This is a genomic window from Bradyrhizobium prioriisuperbiae (assembly GCF_032397745.1).
Classification (GTDB): Bacteria; Pseudomonadota; Alphaproteobacteria; order Rhizobiales; family Xanthobacteraceae; genus Bradyrhizobium_A; species Bradyrhizobium_A prioriisuperbiae.
This window is the reverse complement of record NZ_CP135921.1, coordinates 3,670,828-3,685,553: the sequence shown is the minus strand read 5'-3', so window position 1 is coordinate 3,685,553 and position 14,726 is coordinate 3,670,828. Positions and strand designations below refer to the sequence as shown.

Annotated in this window: 14 protein-coding genes and 1 tRNA gene; 5 read left to right on the top strand and 10 right to left on the bottom strand. The window is 62.6% G+C overall.

From position 1 onward, the window contains the following. Positions 1-127 precede the first annotated feature (127 nt). From RS897_RS17325 to chpT, 8 genes are all read right to left on the bottom strand, one after another. Positions 128-877, bottom strand: coding sequence for a LytR/AlgR family response regulator transcription factor (locus RS897_RS17325; RefSeq protein ID WP_315837735.1), 750 nt, complete (start codon positions 875-877; stop codon positions 128-130). Continuing rightward, on the bottom strand, positions 871-1,950 hold the full coding sequence (locus tag RS897_RS17320; RefSeq protein WP_315837734.1) for a sensor histidine kinase: 1,080 nt from the start codon (positions 1,948-1,950) through the stop codon (positions 871-873). The genes RS897_RS17325 and RS897_RS17320 overlap by 7 nt, the downstream gene beginning before the upstream one ends. Before the next feature lie 368 nt (positions 1,951-2,318). Beyond that, a complete protein-coding gene (locus tag RS897_RS17315) occupies positions 2,319-3,197 on the bottom strand; it encodes a CheR family methyltransferase (protein WP_315838668.1) in 879 nt (292 codons plus the stop codon). Positions 3,198-3,217: 20 nt separating this feature from the next. Next, on the bottom strand, positions 3,218-4,381 hold the full coding sequence (locus tag RS897_RS17310) for a protein-glutamate methylesterase/protein-glutamine glutaminase (RefSeq protein ID WP_315837733.1): 1,164 nt from the start codon (positions 4,379-4,381) through the stop codon (positions 3,218-3,220). A gap of 52 nt (positions 4,382-4,433) precedes the next feature. Continuing rightward, a complete protein-coding gene (locus tag RS897_RS17305) occupies positions 4,434-4,799 on the bottom strand; it encodes a response regulator (RefSeq protein ID WP_315837732.1) in 366 nt (121 codons plus the stop codon). A gap of 64 nt (positions 4,800-4,863) precedes the next feature. Then, the gene (locus RS897_RS17300; RefSeq protein ID WP_315837731.1) at positions 4,864-5,334 is read right to left on the bottom strand and encodes a chemotaxis protein CheW; all 471 of its coding nucleotides are present in this window, start codon (positions 5,332-5,334) and stop codon (positions 4,864-4,866) included. A 26-nt stretch (positions 5,335-5,360) separates the two neighbouring features. Next, on the bottom strand, positions 5,361-8,096 hold the full coding sequence (locus RS897_RS17295) for a hybrid sensor histidine kinase/response regulator (RefSeq protein WP_315837730.1): 2,736 nt from the start codon (positions 8,094-8,096) through the stop codon (positions 5,361-5,363). A 196-nt stretch (positions 8,097-8,292) separates the two neighbouring features. Then, positions 8,293-8,940 carry a histidine phosphotransferase ChpT gene (gene chpT, locus RS897_RS17290; protein WP_315837729.1) on the bottom strand — a complete coding sequence of 216 codons (648 nt, stop codon included), beginning with the start codon at positions 8,938-8,940 and terminating at the stop codon, positions 8,293-8,295. 247 nt (positions 8,941-9,187) lie between these two features. On the opposite strand from chpT, the gene cysQ reads away from it, so the two are divergent. Further along, positions 9,188-10,009 (top strand): 3'(2'),5'-bisphosphate nucleotidase CysQ, encoded by an 822-nt coding sequence (cysQ, locus tag RS897_RS17285; protein ID WP_315837728.1) that lies wholly within the window; start codon positions 9,188-9,190, stop codon positions 10,007-10,009. A 16-nt stretch (positions 10,010-10,025) separates the two neighbouring features. Here cysQ and RS897_RS17280 read toward each other — a convergent pair whose 3' ends face one another. Next, positions 10,026-10,490: a YHS domain-containing (seleno)protein gene (locus RS897_RS17280; RefSeq protein ID WP_407654505.1), complete on the bottom strand. Its 465-nt coding sequence runs from the start codon at positions 10,488-10,490 to the stop codon at positions 10,026-10,028. 160 nt (positions 10,491-10,650) lie between these two features. On the opposite strand from RS897_RS17280, the gene RS897_RS17275 reads away from it, so the two are divergent. From RS897_RS17275 to RS897_RS17265, 3 genes are all read left to right on the top strand, one after another. Beyond that, the gene (locus RS897_RS17275) at positions 10,651-11,220 is read left to right on the top strand and encodes a DUF1134 domain-containing protein (RefSeq protein ID WP_315837726.1); all 570 of its coding nucleotides are present in this window, start codon (positions 10,651-10,653) and stop codon (positions 11,218-11,220) included. A gap of 202 nt (positions 11,221-11,422) precedes the next feature. Beyond that, a complete protein-coding gene (locus RS897_RS17270) occupies positions 11,423-12,694 on the top strand; it encodes a coiled-coil domain-containing protein (RefSeq protein WP_315837725.1) in 1,272 nt (423 codons plus the stop codon). Positions 12,695-12,851: 157 nt separating this feature from the next. After that, a tRNA-Val gene (locus RS897_RS17265) sits at positions 12,852-12,926 on the top strand. A 36-nt stretch (positions 12,927-12,962) separates the two neighbouring features. Here the strand turns inward: RS897_RS17265 and RS897_RS17260 are convergent. Next, positions 12,963-13,133, bottom strand: a complete 171-nt coding sequence (locus tag RS897_RS17260) for a Flp family type IVb pilin (protein ID WP_315837724.1) — start codon at positions 13,131-13,133, stop codon at positions 12,963-12,965. A gap of 315 nt (positions 13,134-13,448) precedes the next feature. Between RS897_RS17260 and RS897_RS17255 the strand changes: the two genes are divergently transcribed. Next, the gene (locus RS897_RS17255; protein WP_315837723.1) at positions 13,449-14,681 is read left to right on the top strand and encodes an ABC transporter substrate-binding protein; all 1,233 of its coding nucleotides are present in this window, start codon (positions 13,449-13,451) and stop codon (positions 14,679-14,681) included. Positions 14,682-14,726: the final 45 nt, after the last annotated feature.

Below are 14,726 nucleotides of genomic sequence, written 5' to 3'. Positions count from 1 at the left end.
ACCCCCAGCCTTGAGAGATTTTCCTCAGTACCGGGATATGCCGAAGACTCTTTGGGTTGAATAAGAAGTCGATGAAACGACTAATCTTATCGGTGAAACGACGTTGCGCAGGTTCGCGGCTGCATCCTCATATGCGCTTTTCCACCGCGTGACGGGCAAGATATTGCTTTAGCTTCGTCGCCGCGGCTCGCCCGAGCAGGAATGGCTCTTCGCGGTCATCCAGACGCACGGTGACTTTCGTGGCCTTCAACGATCGCACCGCGACGACCCGCGCGAGATTGATCATGACGGAGCGACTCAATCGGACAAACGGCGGAGATGGCAGCATCTGCGCCATATGGCCAAGCGACTGCCCCGAAAGCACTGAGGATGATTTCGCCAGGTACAGCCGCGTGTAGTCACCTTCGGCGAGCAGCAACCGGACCTCGTTCGTGCGGACGAGTTGCTTTTCACGATGTCCGCTCAACATGATGGTGGTTTCCAGCTGCGAACGCCGCGCGACGTCCCTGATCAATCGATCAAGCGTGGCCGCCTTCTCAAGGCGGCCAACAGCTGCGTCAAAGCGGCTGCGCATGATCGGCTTCAGCAAAAAATCGATCGCACTGATCTGGAAAGCCTCTACGGCATGGCCGGCGTGAGCGGTGACGCAGACGATCTTCGGCGCGTTATCGATCCCGTCGATGATCGAGAAGCCATTGCCACCCGGCATTTCAATGTCAAGAAAAACCGCATCAGGCCGCAACGCCTCGATCAGCCGACGCGCTGCGGCCGCCGAACCTGCTTGACCAACCAGATCCAGCCGTGGATCGCTATCGATGTGGCGGACAATATTGGCAAGCGCGCTCGGCTCATCATCAACGGCAACGACCCTCAACATGGTTGCCCCGTCAACACACAAGTCGCACAAACGGTCTCACCGACCTGCTTGATCTCGAAAGCATGGCGTTCCGGGTAGTGGAGCGCAAGCCTGGCACGGAGATTGTTCAGCCCCGTCTTCGTTCCCTGTCGAGGTCGATCGGACAGGCAAAGGCTCCCGCCGTTTGTCACGGTCACGACCAGATCCTCGCCGACCCCGGTAACATCAAGGGAGATCTTGAGCACGTCGCGGTCGTCCGGAATGCCATACTTGATGGCATTTTCGACCAACGGCTGGAGCATGAAGCAAGGGACCAGCCGCTGCTTTACGGCATTCTCGGCCTTGAGACTTGCATTCAACTTCGCGCCGAAACGAATGTTCTGCACGCGCAAAAAACAGCGGACCATCGCAAGTTCCGCCGCGACGGGTACGAAGTGAATATCCGCCGTATCCAACGAATAACGCAGGTATTCGCTCAATTCGCGCACCATGAGCACCGCGCGTTTGGGACGGTGGACCACCTCGACCAGCGCCGTATTCAGGGAGTTGAACAGAAAATGCGGATCGAGCTGCATGCGCAGGCGTCGGAGCTCCGACATCGCAGCGGCGCGCTCCGCATCAGCGGCGTTGACGGCTGCTTGGGCGGCCTTCATCTGGCTCTTCATCCAGAGCGCCGCCATGCCATAGAGACCGAACAGCAGTGTGACGTAAACAAAGACCAGAAATGGTCGTGACTGGAAGCTGTTCGAGACCGCGGGTACCACAAGACGAGCCGCATTGCCCACCAGCAGAAGAAGGCCGGTGCCCGCGGCGGCGGCGGCGACCATCATCAGAAGCGTGGGGACGCTGATCTCGTCCGTCTCCAGGCTCATGATAATCCACAGGAAACCGAGGATCAGCAGCACCAGAAGCGTGTCCATGCCGAGAGAAAATGCTGCGCCGACCCAGACATCGTCGTAGGTCGGAACCCTCGCCATGAAACCCATCAGGTAAGTAAAAAGAATACAGAATAAAATTAGACGCCTGGTATTCGCATCCACAATCGGTAGCTTCATGGCCTCAACCATCACGCATGACACTGCGATGACGAACATCGCTCTGCATTGTATCAATTTTCTCCCAGCACCGAACTTCACGGGCAAACGACGTACGGGATTGCTCCTATCATTTCCCGATGCGTTTTAACTTACGCATAAATGCGCATTTGTTGGCGTCGCAAATCCGGGGGCGAAGCCGGGACCGTACGTGGGTTCCTTGATCCGATCAGGATAGGACCGCAGCAAACGGACCCTGACTTGCAGGCGTTTTCTGAGCGCGAGCCTGATGCGGCCGTGGTTATAGCTGGATGGCCTCGATCGACGTGGCAGCGGCGCGAGACGAGGCTCAGGCACGGAAAAGCCCGTTCAACGCGGCTCCATCGCGCCCGAGACCGGGCACCGCCGTGCGGGCTGCAGCCTGGCGATCAGCCCGTCGTTGCCGTCCTGACAGTCGCCGGCATTGCCGTGGCCAGTCGTGGCGCTGCATGCACCGGGAGCGCGTTGGGGAAGTACAGCCCGCGCTTGTCCGGATACGGCTTGAACGCATCGGTCAATCCGACCACGGTTTCAGCGGCACCGAGCGCCAGGAAGCCATCCGACTCCATCGATCGCACCAGGCGATTGAAGACGCCGATCTTGGTGTCCTGATCGAAATAGATCAGCACGTTGCGGCAGAACACGATGTCGAAAACGCCGAGATGCGAAAAGTCGTGCAGCAGGTTCAGCGGCTTGTGCTGCACCATGGCGCGGATCTCGGGATTGATCTGCCACATCTCGCCGACCTGCTTGAAATACTTCACCAGCAGCTGGATCGGCAGGCCACGCTGCACTTCGAACTGGCTGTAGATCCCGGCCTTCGCCTTCTCCTGGACCTCCTGCGAGATATCGGTGGCGATAATTTCAAGACGCCAGCCGGACAGCAGCGAGCCCATTTCCTTCAGCGCCATCGCCAGCGAATACGGCTCCTGCCCGGTGGAGCCCGCCGCGCACCAGATCCGCAGGGATTTGCGGTTGGCCCGCGCCTGCATCACCTTCGGGATCATGGTCTCACGGAAATGCTCGAACGGCACCTTGTCGCGGAAAAAGAAGGTCTCGTTGGTGGTCATCGCCTCGACGACATCCACCGTCAGCGTCTCGGAGCCCGCCTTCATCTTGGAGACGAGTTCGCCGATGCCTGACAGACCGGCCTTACGCGCCAGCGGCACCAACCGGCTCTCCACGAGATACTGCTTGTCCGAGGACAGCACGAGACCGGAGCGATCCTTCAGGAGCTTGCGCAGGTATTCGTAATCCAGCGGCGACATCGGTTGGCTTGTGGGCTGGATCATGCGCGCGCCCCCGAGAACATCCGAACCACTTTCGGGCCTATCTGATTGAGCGGCAGCACAGCCCCGCAGATCCCCGCATGCGCCGCAGCCCCGGGCATGCCCCAGACCACGCTGGTCGCTTCGTCCTGCGCGATCACGCTTCCACCGGCTTCGACGATGGCCTTGCCGCCACGCATGCCGTCGGCTCCCATGCCCGTCAACACCAGCGCGAGCAGACCTGCCTGCCAGACATCGATGGCGGAGGAGAACAGTGGATCGACCGCGGGCTTGCAGAAATTGACCTGTGGACCGTCGTCGAGTGCGATCGCAGCGCCCGCCCCCTTGCGCACCACGCGCATGTGCAGCCCGCCCGGCGCGAGATAGATCCGGCCCGGCTCAACGATCTCGCCATCGACGCCTTCGTGCGCCGGGCGGCCGCTGGCACGGGCCAGGTGTTCGGCCAGAATGGTGGTGAAGGTCGGCGGCATATGCTGGGTGATCAGCACCGGCACCCGGTCGATCACCGGACCGATCTCGGCCACCAGCGTCAGCAAAGCTTGCGGACCGCCGGTCGATGAGCCGATCAGCAGCGCACGCGGCGCGATCATTCCGAAGGGACGGAGCGCCACCGGTGCGTCGGACGCGGCCGGGCGCGGCGGTGCCGCGCGTACCGGGCCGGGCGGCGGCGCGACCGGCGCCAGCGGTGGCGCCGCCACGACGGAGCGGCGCAGCCGCGCACCGAGATTGCGGATCTTGAACAGCAGGTCGCGCTTGAAGGTGTCGGCGGCGTTGAGCTCGCGCGTGCTTTCCGGCTTCGGCACATAGTCCGAGGCGCCGAGCGACAGCGCCTTGAAACTGATCTCCGCGTTGCGGCGCGTCAGCGTCGAGGCCATGATAATGACGAGATCGCGCTTTTTGGCGAGCAGCAACGGCAGCGCCGAAATGCCGTCGAGGTCAGGCATTTCGATGTCGAGCACCACGACATCCGGATCACAGCGCTCGATGTTGTTGACCGCGTCGCGACCGGTCCGCATCGATGCGGCAACCGCCATGTCCGGCTCCGCCTCGATCCACCGGGCGATCAACCCGCGGATGACGACGGAATCGTCGACCACCATGACACGGATCGGGCCCGATTGGGTCGGGGCCGACGTGCGCGACGTCGCAGCTACAGTACTCATTACTCACCGAAAAAACGCCGAACACAACAAAACGAACGAGACAAACAAAGGCTCAGAGCAACCCGACCTCGTGGAACTTGGCCGTCACGATATCCTTGTCGAACGGCTTCATGATGTACTCGTTGGCGCCGGCATGCAGCGCGCGGGCAATGTGAGCGACATCATTTTCAGTCGTGCAGAACACCACCTTCGGCCGGTCGCCGCCGGGCATCATGCGCAGATTGCGCAGGAATTCGTAGCCGTCCATCACTGGCATATTCCAGTCCAGCAGGACCGCATCGGGCAGCCCACGCTTGCAGGCGTCGAGCGCCTTCTCACCGTCCTCGGCTTCGGTGATCTGGAAATCCAGACCTTCGAGGATTCGCCTCGCGACTTTTCTGATGACGCTGGAGTCATCGACGACCAGACACGTCTTCATTTTCAACCTCGGTTTCTTCCAGGCCCGATCAGGGCGACTTTGCAGTTCTCGTTTCGACGGCGTCTCACGCCGCCAGCTTGTCGGTCGAAATCTCCAGCACGCGATCGACGTCGAGCACGACCATCAGCTGGCCTTCCAGGCGATGCACGCCGGCGGCGAGCTTGGCCATCCGCGGATCGAGATTGACGGGATTCACCTCGCGGGTGTCGTCGGCGAGCTTGAGCACCTCGCCGATGGTGTCGATCAAGAGGCCGTAGGATTCACCGCGCAACTCGACGCCGACGGCCATCGGCGGCCGACCGTCGTCGTTCTTCGGTAAACCGAGCCGCGAGCGCATGTCGATCGCGGTGACGATCCGGCCGCGCAGGTTCAGGACGCCGGCAACGTCGCTGGATGCCAGCGGCACGCGGGTCAGGCGCTCGGGCATGAACACGTCCTGCACCCGCGAAATCGGCAGGCCGAACAGCTGGCCGCCGATCATGGTGGTCACGTATTCAGTGATGTTGCTCTGGATTGCATCGGTCTTGGGTGCCATGTCTTAATCCTAAACTCGCTCAATCCTCAAGCGGCCTGCATTTCGGAAGTCTGTTCTTTCAGCGCGGCGATCAGGCCGGGCCGGTCGAACTTGGCGACATAGTCGTGGAAGCCGGCCTGCCGGCCGCGTTCGATGGCCGCGGGCGAAATCATCGACGACAGCGCAATGATCGGCGTGGTGCTCAGCTTGCGGTCGGCACGGATCATCTCGGCGAATTCGAAGCCGTTCATCTCGGGCATTTCGATATCGGTGAGAACCACGTCAAACTTCTGGCCGGAGCGCAGCACGCCGAGCCCTTCCTGGGCGTTGGTCGCAACCGAAACGCGATAGCCCGCCGCCTTCAGCACCGGAGCCAGCATGTTGCGGAAGAACGCCGAGTCATCGACCAACAGCACGGTCTGCGAGGTGGCGGAGACCCGCATCTCCTTGCGGCTGAACCAGTCGGAAAACGCCATCGGCAGGAAGTGGCCGACATCGATCACTTCGGTGGCCTGTCCCTTGATCACCGCGGAACCCAGCACGCCCTCGCGGGCGCTGGCAACCTCGATGTTGAGGCGCTCCTCGACAATGTCGATGATTTCGTCGACGACCAGACCCATCGAGCGGCCATCGTCCGAAAACACCAGGATCGGCTGCACGCCGGTGGTGCGGATTTCGACACCCTGGATCTGCACCAGCGGCATCAGCTGATCGCGGTACTGCACCATGTAGCGCCCGTTCGAATGCTCGATCTTGTCGATTGGCAGTTCTTCCAGTCGCGTCACCAGCGCGAGCGGCACGGCTTTCGGCTGCGCCGAGCCGGCGCGGAACACCAGGAGCGAGGTGGCCTGATCGGCCATATTGTGACGAGCGGCATTGTTCTCTTCGGCGATCTGGTGATGCGCGTCGATCGCGGTGCCGAACGCCTGCGCGATCCCGTTCGGATCGATGATCATGATTACCGCGCCGTCGCCGAGAATCGTGTTGCCGGAGAACATGCCGATATGGCGCAGCATGGTCGACATCGGCTTGACCACGATTTCTTCGGTATGGAACACGCCGTCGACCACGATGCCGAAGGTCTGGCCGCCAACCTGGGTAACCACGATGAAGCCGTTTTCCGGATCGTTCGATTCGCCGTCGTCGATCTTCAGCAGCTTCTTCAGATGAATTAGTGGCAGCAGCTTGTTGCGCAGCCGCAGCACCGGCGTGTTCTTGATCCGCTCGATGCGATGCTCCGAATTGGCCCGCGCGCGCACCAGTTCGACCACCGACAATTGCGGAATCGCGAACCGGTCACCGGCAGCCTCGACGATCAGTGCCGACACAATGGCAAGCGTCAGCGGGATCTTGATGGTGACGCTGGCGCCTTCGCCCGGCACCGACTTGATGTCGATGGTGCCGCCGATCTGATCGATATTGGTGCGGACCACGTCCATGCCGACGCCGCGGCCAGACACGCTGGTCACCGCAGCGGCGGTGGAGAAGCCCGGCGCGAAGATGAATTTGTGGATCTGCGATTCCGTCATCTTCTCCAGTTCGGCCTCGGAAACGAGACCGTTGGCCACCGCCTTGGCTTTGATCCGGTCGGTATCGAGCCCGCGACCGTTGTCGGCGATGCAGATGATGATGTGGCCGCCCTCGTGATAAGCGGAGAGACGGATGGTGCCCTGCTCGGGCTTGCCGGCCCTGGCGCGCTCGGCCGTGGTTTCGAGCCCGTGATCAGCCGAATTGCGCACCATGTGCGTCAGCGGATCCTTGATCAGGTCAAGCACCTGGCGGTCGAGCTCTGTGTCGGCGCCATGCATCTCGAGTTCGATCTGCTTGCCGAGTTCGCTCGACAGGTCGCGGACGATGCGCGGCAGCTTCTGCCAGGCGTTGCCGATCGGCTGCATCCGCGTCTTCATCACGCCTTCCTGCAGCTCGGCGGTGACGCTCGACAGGCGCTGCAGCGGAACCTTGAATTCATTGTCTTCGTTGCGGCGGCTGATTTCGAGCAGTTGATTGCGGGTCAGCACCAGCTCGGACACCATCGTCATCAGGTGCTCGAGGGTATCGACATTCACCCGGATCGACTGGTTGGAAATTTTGTCGCTCTCGCCGACGGGAATATCCTGTTCGACCGCGGATTTGCGTGCGGTCTTGGCTGCGGGCTTCGACGCAGTGGCGTCCTTTGCGGCGGCGTCAGCCACCGGCTTGACGTCTTTCACGGGTTCGGCCTGCGCGACGGGGGCGAGCGGTGGCGACATCACTTCGATTTCTGTTTCACGGAACGCGCGCTCAAGATCATCCAGCGAGACCTCGCCCGGGCGCAACGGCCGCTCCAGCACCTGATAGGCCAGACTGCCGGTTTCGGCTTTCGGCGCGGCGGGTTCGGCGGCGGGCGGTGCGACAGCGACGATCTCCGCGCCGTGCTCGGCGAGATGATGCAGCTCTTCGATCAGATCGTGGTCGGCGCCTTCGGGCTCGGCCTCGGTCGCTTCGAGCTGATTGAGAATGTCCTTGAGGCGATCGATGGTGGTCAGAATGAGCGTGACGGCCTGTCCGGTCACCGGCATGCCGTCGCGGAATTTACCCATCAGCGTCTCAGCAGCGTGCGCAAGCGCTTCCAGACGCGGCAAGCCGAGAAAACCGCAGGTGCCCTTGATGGTGTGAACGAGCCGGAAGATGTTATCGAGAATCTTGGCGTTGTTGGGATCCTGCTCGAAACGCACCAACTGATTGTCAACGGTATCGAGACTTTCGCTGGTCTCGGTCAGAAACTCTCGGAGAAGATCGTCCATGAACAGGCCTTCGAGCATGAGGCGCGCGACCGCAGCGCGCCTTTCAGGGCTTGTTCAGTTTCGGTGCAAAGCGTTTAATTTTAGTTGAGTAACCGGAAAAGAACGGCGTCGACAAGGAGATGAGCGAATTTGCGCCGAGTTGGACGCAATCCGTCAATCAATCCTTAACGCGCGATCCCCGCGCGCGCATTCGCGCTCAGGCTGCGGCGATGAGAATGTCGTCGCCATCCGCCGTCAGCGTGACGTTCAGGCCGCATGCCTGCGCCAATAGCCGGGTGTAATAGGGCTGCACCGCATGGGCGTCGACATGACCCGTGGTCGAAGCTGCGAGGATGTCGGCGATGGCCTGCGGAATCCTGGCGTTTAGTCCCGCGGCACGAATGCGGAAGCTCACGGCATCGCCCTCGCCGACCTGGTCGACAGTCAGCATGCCGCCGCGCGGAATGGTCTGCTGGGCGATCACCAGCATATTGAGCAGCAGCTTCACCCGGTTCTTGGGCAGCAGCACGCGCGGCAGATTCCAGGTCAGCTTGGTTTTCGCGTCCTCGAAATGGCCACGCGCCATATTCTGGGCGTCCCCCACATCGATCTGGGCGCCCGCCGAGCCCGCGGCGCCGAACGCAAGCCGGCAGAATTGCAGTCGCGCCGAGGCGGTGCGGGCGCTCTTGCGGATCAGATCGAGCGCGAATTCGCGGTCTTCGTCCTTCGGATTATCGTCCAGCACCTCGAGACCGTTGACGATGGCGCCGACCGGGCTGATCAGGTCGTGGCAGACGCGCGAGCACAATAGCGCTGCGAGTTCGAGCGCATCGGGAGCGGGACCGGTGGCGGGGGTGCCGGACATGGATGTCGTTCCTCGGGTTTCATGCCGCGCGCAGCCGCAAGGCAAACGCGGCGAATCAAGCCTGCTACAGGTTTGATACACTGCAGATGGCCCTGCTGCCACCACCGCACCAATGGCGATGGCCCCAGAGCTGCGGCGGTTTCAATGCCGGCGACTTATTGATATGCCGGACGTGTGTGGCCCTGCAGGCCACCTGGAGCATCGATCTGGCCATCCGGTCCGACCACATGACATAAGAAGGACATTCGTGACCCCCCTGGTGCTCGACCGCGACGCCGCCCTGACGCTGCTCGCCCCCCTGACCGACCTCGTGGCCCGCGCCGGGACGGCGATCCTCAACGTCAACCGCAGGGCCATGGAGGTGCTGGGAAAGACCGACGGATCTCCGGTGACGGAAGCGGATCTCGCGGCGGACGCGGTCATCGCCGAGGGGCTGGTCCGGCTCGCCCCCGGCGTGCCGGCACTGTCGGAGGAACGGGTCGGCCTCGCCACCCCGCCCTACCGGCACAGCTTTTTCCTGATCGATCCGCTCGACGGCACCCGGGAGTTCGTGGCCGGTCACGCGGAGTTCACCGTCAATCTGGCGCTGATCACCGACGGCCAGCCGCTGCTCGGCATCGTCGGCGCCCCGGCGCTCGGGCTGATCTGGCGCGGCGTGGTCGGGCATGGGGCGGAACGGCTGCCGGTGGCCGCCGACGGCACGGTCGGCTTGGCCACAGCGATCCGCACCCGCCCGTTTCCGACAGGCCCGGCACCCTGGATTGCAGCGGTCAGCCGCTCTCATGGCGACCCGCGCACCGAAGCATTCATCGACACTCACCCGGGCGCCGTGCGGCAGGCCATGGGCTCCGCGGTCAAGTTCTGCCGGGTGGCGGAAGGGCAAGCGGACATCTATCCGCGGCTGGCGCCCACCTGCGAATGGGATGTGGCCGCGGGCCATGCGGTGCTGATCGCGGCCGGCGGGACAATCAGCGACTCACAGGGACAGCCGATCCGCTTCGGCGAAACCCGGGAGGATTTCATCATTCCGGAATTCATCGCCTGGGGCGACCCCTCCCGGGCGGCATAGGCCGAAGGCCGGCGCTCTATTGCGCCAGCGTCTCGCGCAGGCCGGACCAGCCAGTCACGGCCGCCCGCAGGATCGGTCCGGGCCCGGCTGCAAAGGCATCCCGGCTCTCCTCGCGGGAAAACAGATAGAGGCGCTGATCATGGATCAGCCACAGCCGCGGGCGGCCGACCACCGCGACGCCCCGCGCCACGTCCACCGGATCGTAGCCGCCGAACTGCGGTGCATAGATTTCGGGGGCGGCGAGAAAGAACGCCCTGTTATCTTCGTTGCGGAAGCGCCAGACCGCGCCCTCCGCCGTCAATTCGATATCAGCCCGGCCGGCGAGCATCCCTGCATCGGTGAAATAGGCCACCGGATCGGTACCGCCGAGCGCCAGCCCCGTCACACGGTCCACCACCAAGCGTTCCGTGGTCGCCGCGAGCGCAACCGGACCACCGCACAGGCCGGCGGCAAGACCGCAAACCGCCGCAATCCGGGCCAATTCAGGCCATCGCCCTTTTATTTCCTGCCGTTGTGCCGTCATAGTTGATGAGGATAACCGGTTGAGTCGAGAATTAAGGGGCTGATGTTTAGTCCATCTTCTTCAGCATCCGGTTAAATTGGGGACCACGATTTTTCATCGATTGGGACGAGAGGCCTTCATGACCTTCGCTTCGCGACTGGCAGCGGTGATGTTTGCGGCAATCGTTTGCTGGACAGCGCCGGCGGCGGCGCAACAGCCGCGCGGTGGCACGTATAGTTCAGATGAGTTGACGGTTGCGGGACATCGCTTTTTTGGCAACGTCTCGCGCGAACTTGCCTCGGTGATCGAAAAAGCGGTCAGCCAATGGGGCCTGCCCAACGGCTATGTCCTCGGCGAGGAAGGCAGTGGCGCGTTCGTCGCCGGCCTCCGCTACGGCGAAGGCACCCTCTACACCAAGAACGCCGGCGACCTGCGCGTGTATTGGCAGGGCCCCTCGCTGGGCCTCGACTGGGGCGGCGACGGCGCCCGGACCATGATGCTGGTCTATAATCTGCCCGCCACCAATGCCATCTACCAGCGCTTCGCCGGGGTCGCCGGCTCGGTCTATGTGGTCGGGGGGTTTGGCATGACCGCGCTGACCGCCAACAACATCGTGCTGGTCCCGATCCGCTCGGGGCTCGGGCTTCGGCTCGGCGCCAATGTCGGCTACCTGAAATTCACCCCCCGGGCGACCTGGAACCCATTCTGACCCTGGTTTGGTCCGCCACGCGCAGGATTATTGCGACCTGTCCGTTTGTGACGTCCCGTTTTGGGACCCGCACGAACATCCCGGGAACTTGCTTTCCCGTTGGAAAGTCTGCGCGATTCACGATAATCCGCGGTCCTGCTGGATTTGTGCCTGACCGCCATGGCATGGTGAACAAAGAGTTTCTCGTGCAGGAGTCCGCCCGATGGTCGAACCGATCATGTATCTGGCGATCGGTTTTCTGATCTCGATGTTGTTTGGCCTGATGATCGTTCCACTGGTGCACAACCGGGCGGTGCGGCTGACGACCAAACGGCTGGAAGCGGCGACCCCGCTGTCGATGGCCGAAATCCAGGCCGACAAGGATCAGCTGCGCGCCGAGTTTGCCATGTCGGCCCGGCGGCTCGAAATGAGCGTCGACCAGCTCAAGAACAAGACCACCAGCCAGCTTGCCGAGCTCGGCAAGAAGTCCGATGCGATCAACCGGCTGAAGATCGAACTGGGCGAGAAGAGCGCCACGATCTTCGCCCTCGAGGCCCGCGAAAAGGCGATCAAGGATCAACTGCGGGCCACCGAGGAGGAATTCGCGGCCAAGACGCAGACCCTGCGCACGGCCGAGCACGCCCTTACCGACAAGCAGCGCGAACTCGACAGACTCACTCATGATCTGTCCTCCAGCTCGATGGTGGCCGAGAGCCGCCGGGCGGAACTCGCCGCCGTCAACGCCCAGGTCGAAGCGTTGAAGCTGCGGGTCGGCGACGCCGAACGCGATTTCGGCGCCACCCAGCAAAAGCTCGTCGAACAGCGCGGCAATTCCGACACCGCGATACGCGATCTGACCGAAGCACGCAGCCGCGCCGAAAACCTCACCCAGCGCACCGGCGAACTCGAGCAGCAATTGCAGCTTCACGCCGGCGAAGCTGCAACGCTGAGTGGCCGGGTTGCGGAGCTCGAAAGCCATGTCGCCGTGCAAGGCAAATTGCTGGGCGAGCGCGAGCAGGAACTCACCCAGTTGCGGCAGCAGGCCGAAGCCTCCGGCAAGGTCGAGGAGGCCCTGCGGCAGGAGCTCGCGGCAACCGGCAAGTCCACGGCGGTCGACAAGCTGCGCGCCGCGAACACCGCGCTCGAGGATCAATTGCAGGCGGCACGCGACGATCGTGCCAAGCTGCAGCGCGATCTCAACGCGGTCCATCAGCAGACGGAAAGCTCCTGGGCGACAGAGCGGATGGAGAACGCCCTGCTGCGCGAGCGGATCAACGACATCGCGGCTGAAGTCGCCAAGCTGGCTTCGGCCATCGAAGGACCGAATTCCCCGATCGAGGCCATCCTCGCCGCGGAGCCCGTGACAGAGACCAGAGCGGCTCCAGCCGATGGCGCCGCGGTCCATGCCGGCAACGTCGTCAGCGCCGGCGGCACCCTGGCCGACCGCATCCGGGCGCTGCAGTCCCACGCTTCGCGAGCCCGGCAAACCGGCTGATTGCGGCCAGCCACGGCTGATCAAGGCCCGATTTGTTGAATTGTCAGGGGTTCGGCGCTTGACACCCCACCCCCCCGTTCCGTAAATCGCGGCTTCGGAAAATCGGCGGGGGTTGCCTGCGAAAGACCCCGATTTTCGGCCAGACCGGACCGGTTCCGGGCGCATAGCTCAGCGGGAGAGCGTTCCCTTCACACGGGAGAGGTCCAAGGTTCGATCCCTTGTGCGCCCACCATTGTCCGGCCCGCGAGACGCGCGATTACGCGGCCGGTCATTGCCCCGGAAAAGCGCTCGCGATCCGGGCGAAATAATTGGTATTCAGGGTGCTGCCGATCTCGTAGACGACGACAGCGACGGCGACCGCGATCCCGCCCGCCATCACGGCGTACTCGATTGCGGTTGCGCCGGATTCGCAGCGCAGAAACCGTTTCACCGTCTTCATAGGTCGCCTCCCCGCGCCGCTTGCCGCAGCGCAATCTAGGCGGGAATGACTGCCGAAACTTTAATGCCGCGGTCGGATAGTACCCTCAGATGGGTTAAGCCCGTTCCGTGGAATCCAGAGACGAATCTCTGATCCAGATAGCGAGCTCCAGCCGCTCTAAACCCACTGTCCGGCGGTAGCACCGTTGACTACCGCGTCGCAACATCCAGGATCGCCTTGTCCGCCCTGCAGGAATGACGCAGTCTTCATTCGCAACAAAGGCCCGAATTGAATCGGGACCATGCGCCGGCAAACGAGCGCGGCAGGGAGAAGCAGATGAACCACCACGACCATGTCAACCGGATCGCCGCAGCTTGCCTTGCGGTGGCCCTGGTCGGCACCGCATCCACCGCCTTGGCGCAGAAGAAATACGACCCCGGCGCCAGCGACACCGAGATCAGGGTCGGCCAGACCATGCCGTTCTCCGGACCGGCCTCGGCCTACAGCACCATCGGCAAGGCCCAGGCTGCCTATTTCCGCATGATCAACGAGCAAGGCGGCATCAACGGCCGCAAGGTCAATCTGATCCAGTATGACGATGCCTACAACCCGCCGAAGACCGTGGAGCAGGTGCGCAAGCTGGTGGAAAGCGACGAGGTCCTGCTGACCTTCCAGATCCTCGGCACCGCGCCGAACGCGGCCGTGCAGAAATACCTGAACGGCAAGAAGGTGCCGCACCTGTTCGCGTCGACCGGCGCGTCCCGCTTCACCGATCCGAAAAACTATCCCTGGACCATGGGCTTCAATCCCAACTACCAGACCGAAGGCCGGATTTACGCGCGCTATATCCTTGAAAACTATCCGAGTGCGAAAATCGGCGTGCTGTACCAGAACGACGACATGGGCAAGGACTATCTCGCCGGACTGAAACATGGATTGGGCGCCAAGGCCGCTTCAATGATCATCTCGGAAGCGTCCTACGAGGTGACCGATCCGACCATCGACTCCCAGATCGTCAAGCTCAAGACCGTCGGCGCCGACCTGCTCTATGATATGAGCACTCCCAAGTTTTCGGCTCAAGCGATCCGCAAGGTTGCAGAGCTTGGCTGGAAACCGGTCCATATCCTGGACATCAATTCGCAATCGGTCGGCGGAGTGTTCAAGCCCGCGGGCTTCGAGAACTCCCAGGGCATCATCAGCGTCAATTACGGCAAGGACCCCGGCGATTCGAGCTGGGACAGCGACGCCGGCATGAAGAAATGGCGCGCCTTCATGGACAAATATTATCCCGATGGCGACAAGAACAGCAGCTTCAACACCTACGGCTACAGCACCGCACAATTGCTCGAAGTGGTGCTGCGCCAGTGCGGCGACGATCTCACCCGCGACAACATCATGAAGCAGGCCGCCAGTCTGAAGAACGTTCAGCTCGATCTGGCGCTGCCCGGCATCATCGCCAACACCACGGCGACGGATTACCGCGTCAACAAGCAGTTACAGATGATCCGCTTCAAGGGCGAAGGTTGGGAGAGCTTCGGACCGATCCTCACCGACGACAGCACCGATTGAGGCAGGCTGGCAACTGAAACGGCGCAGCGAGCAGTCTCGCTGCGC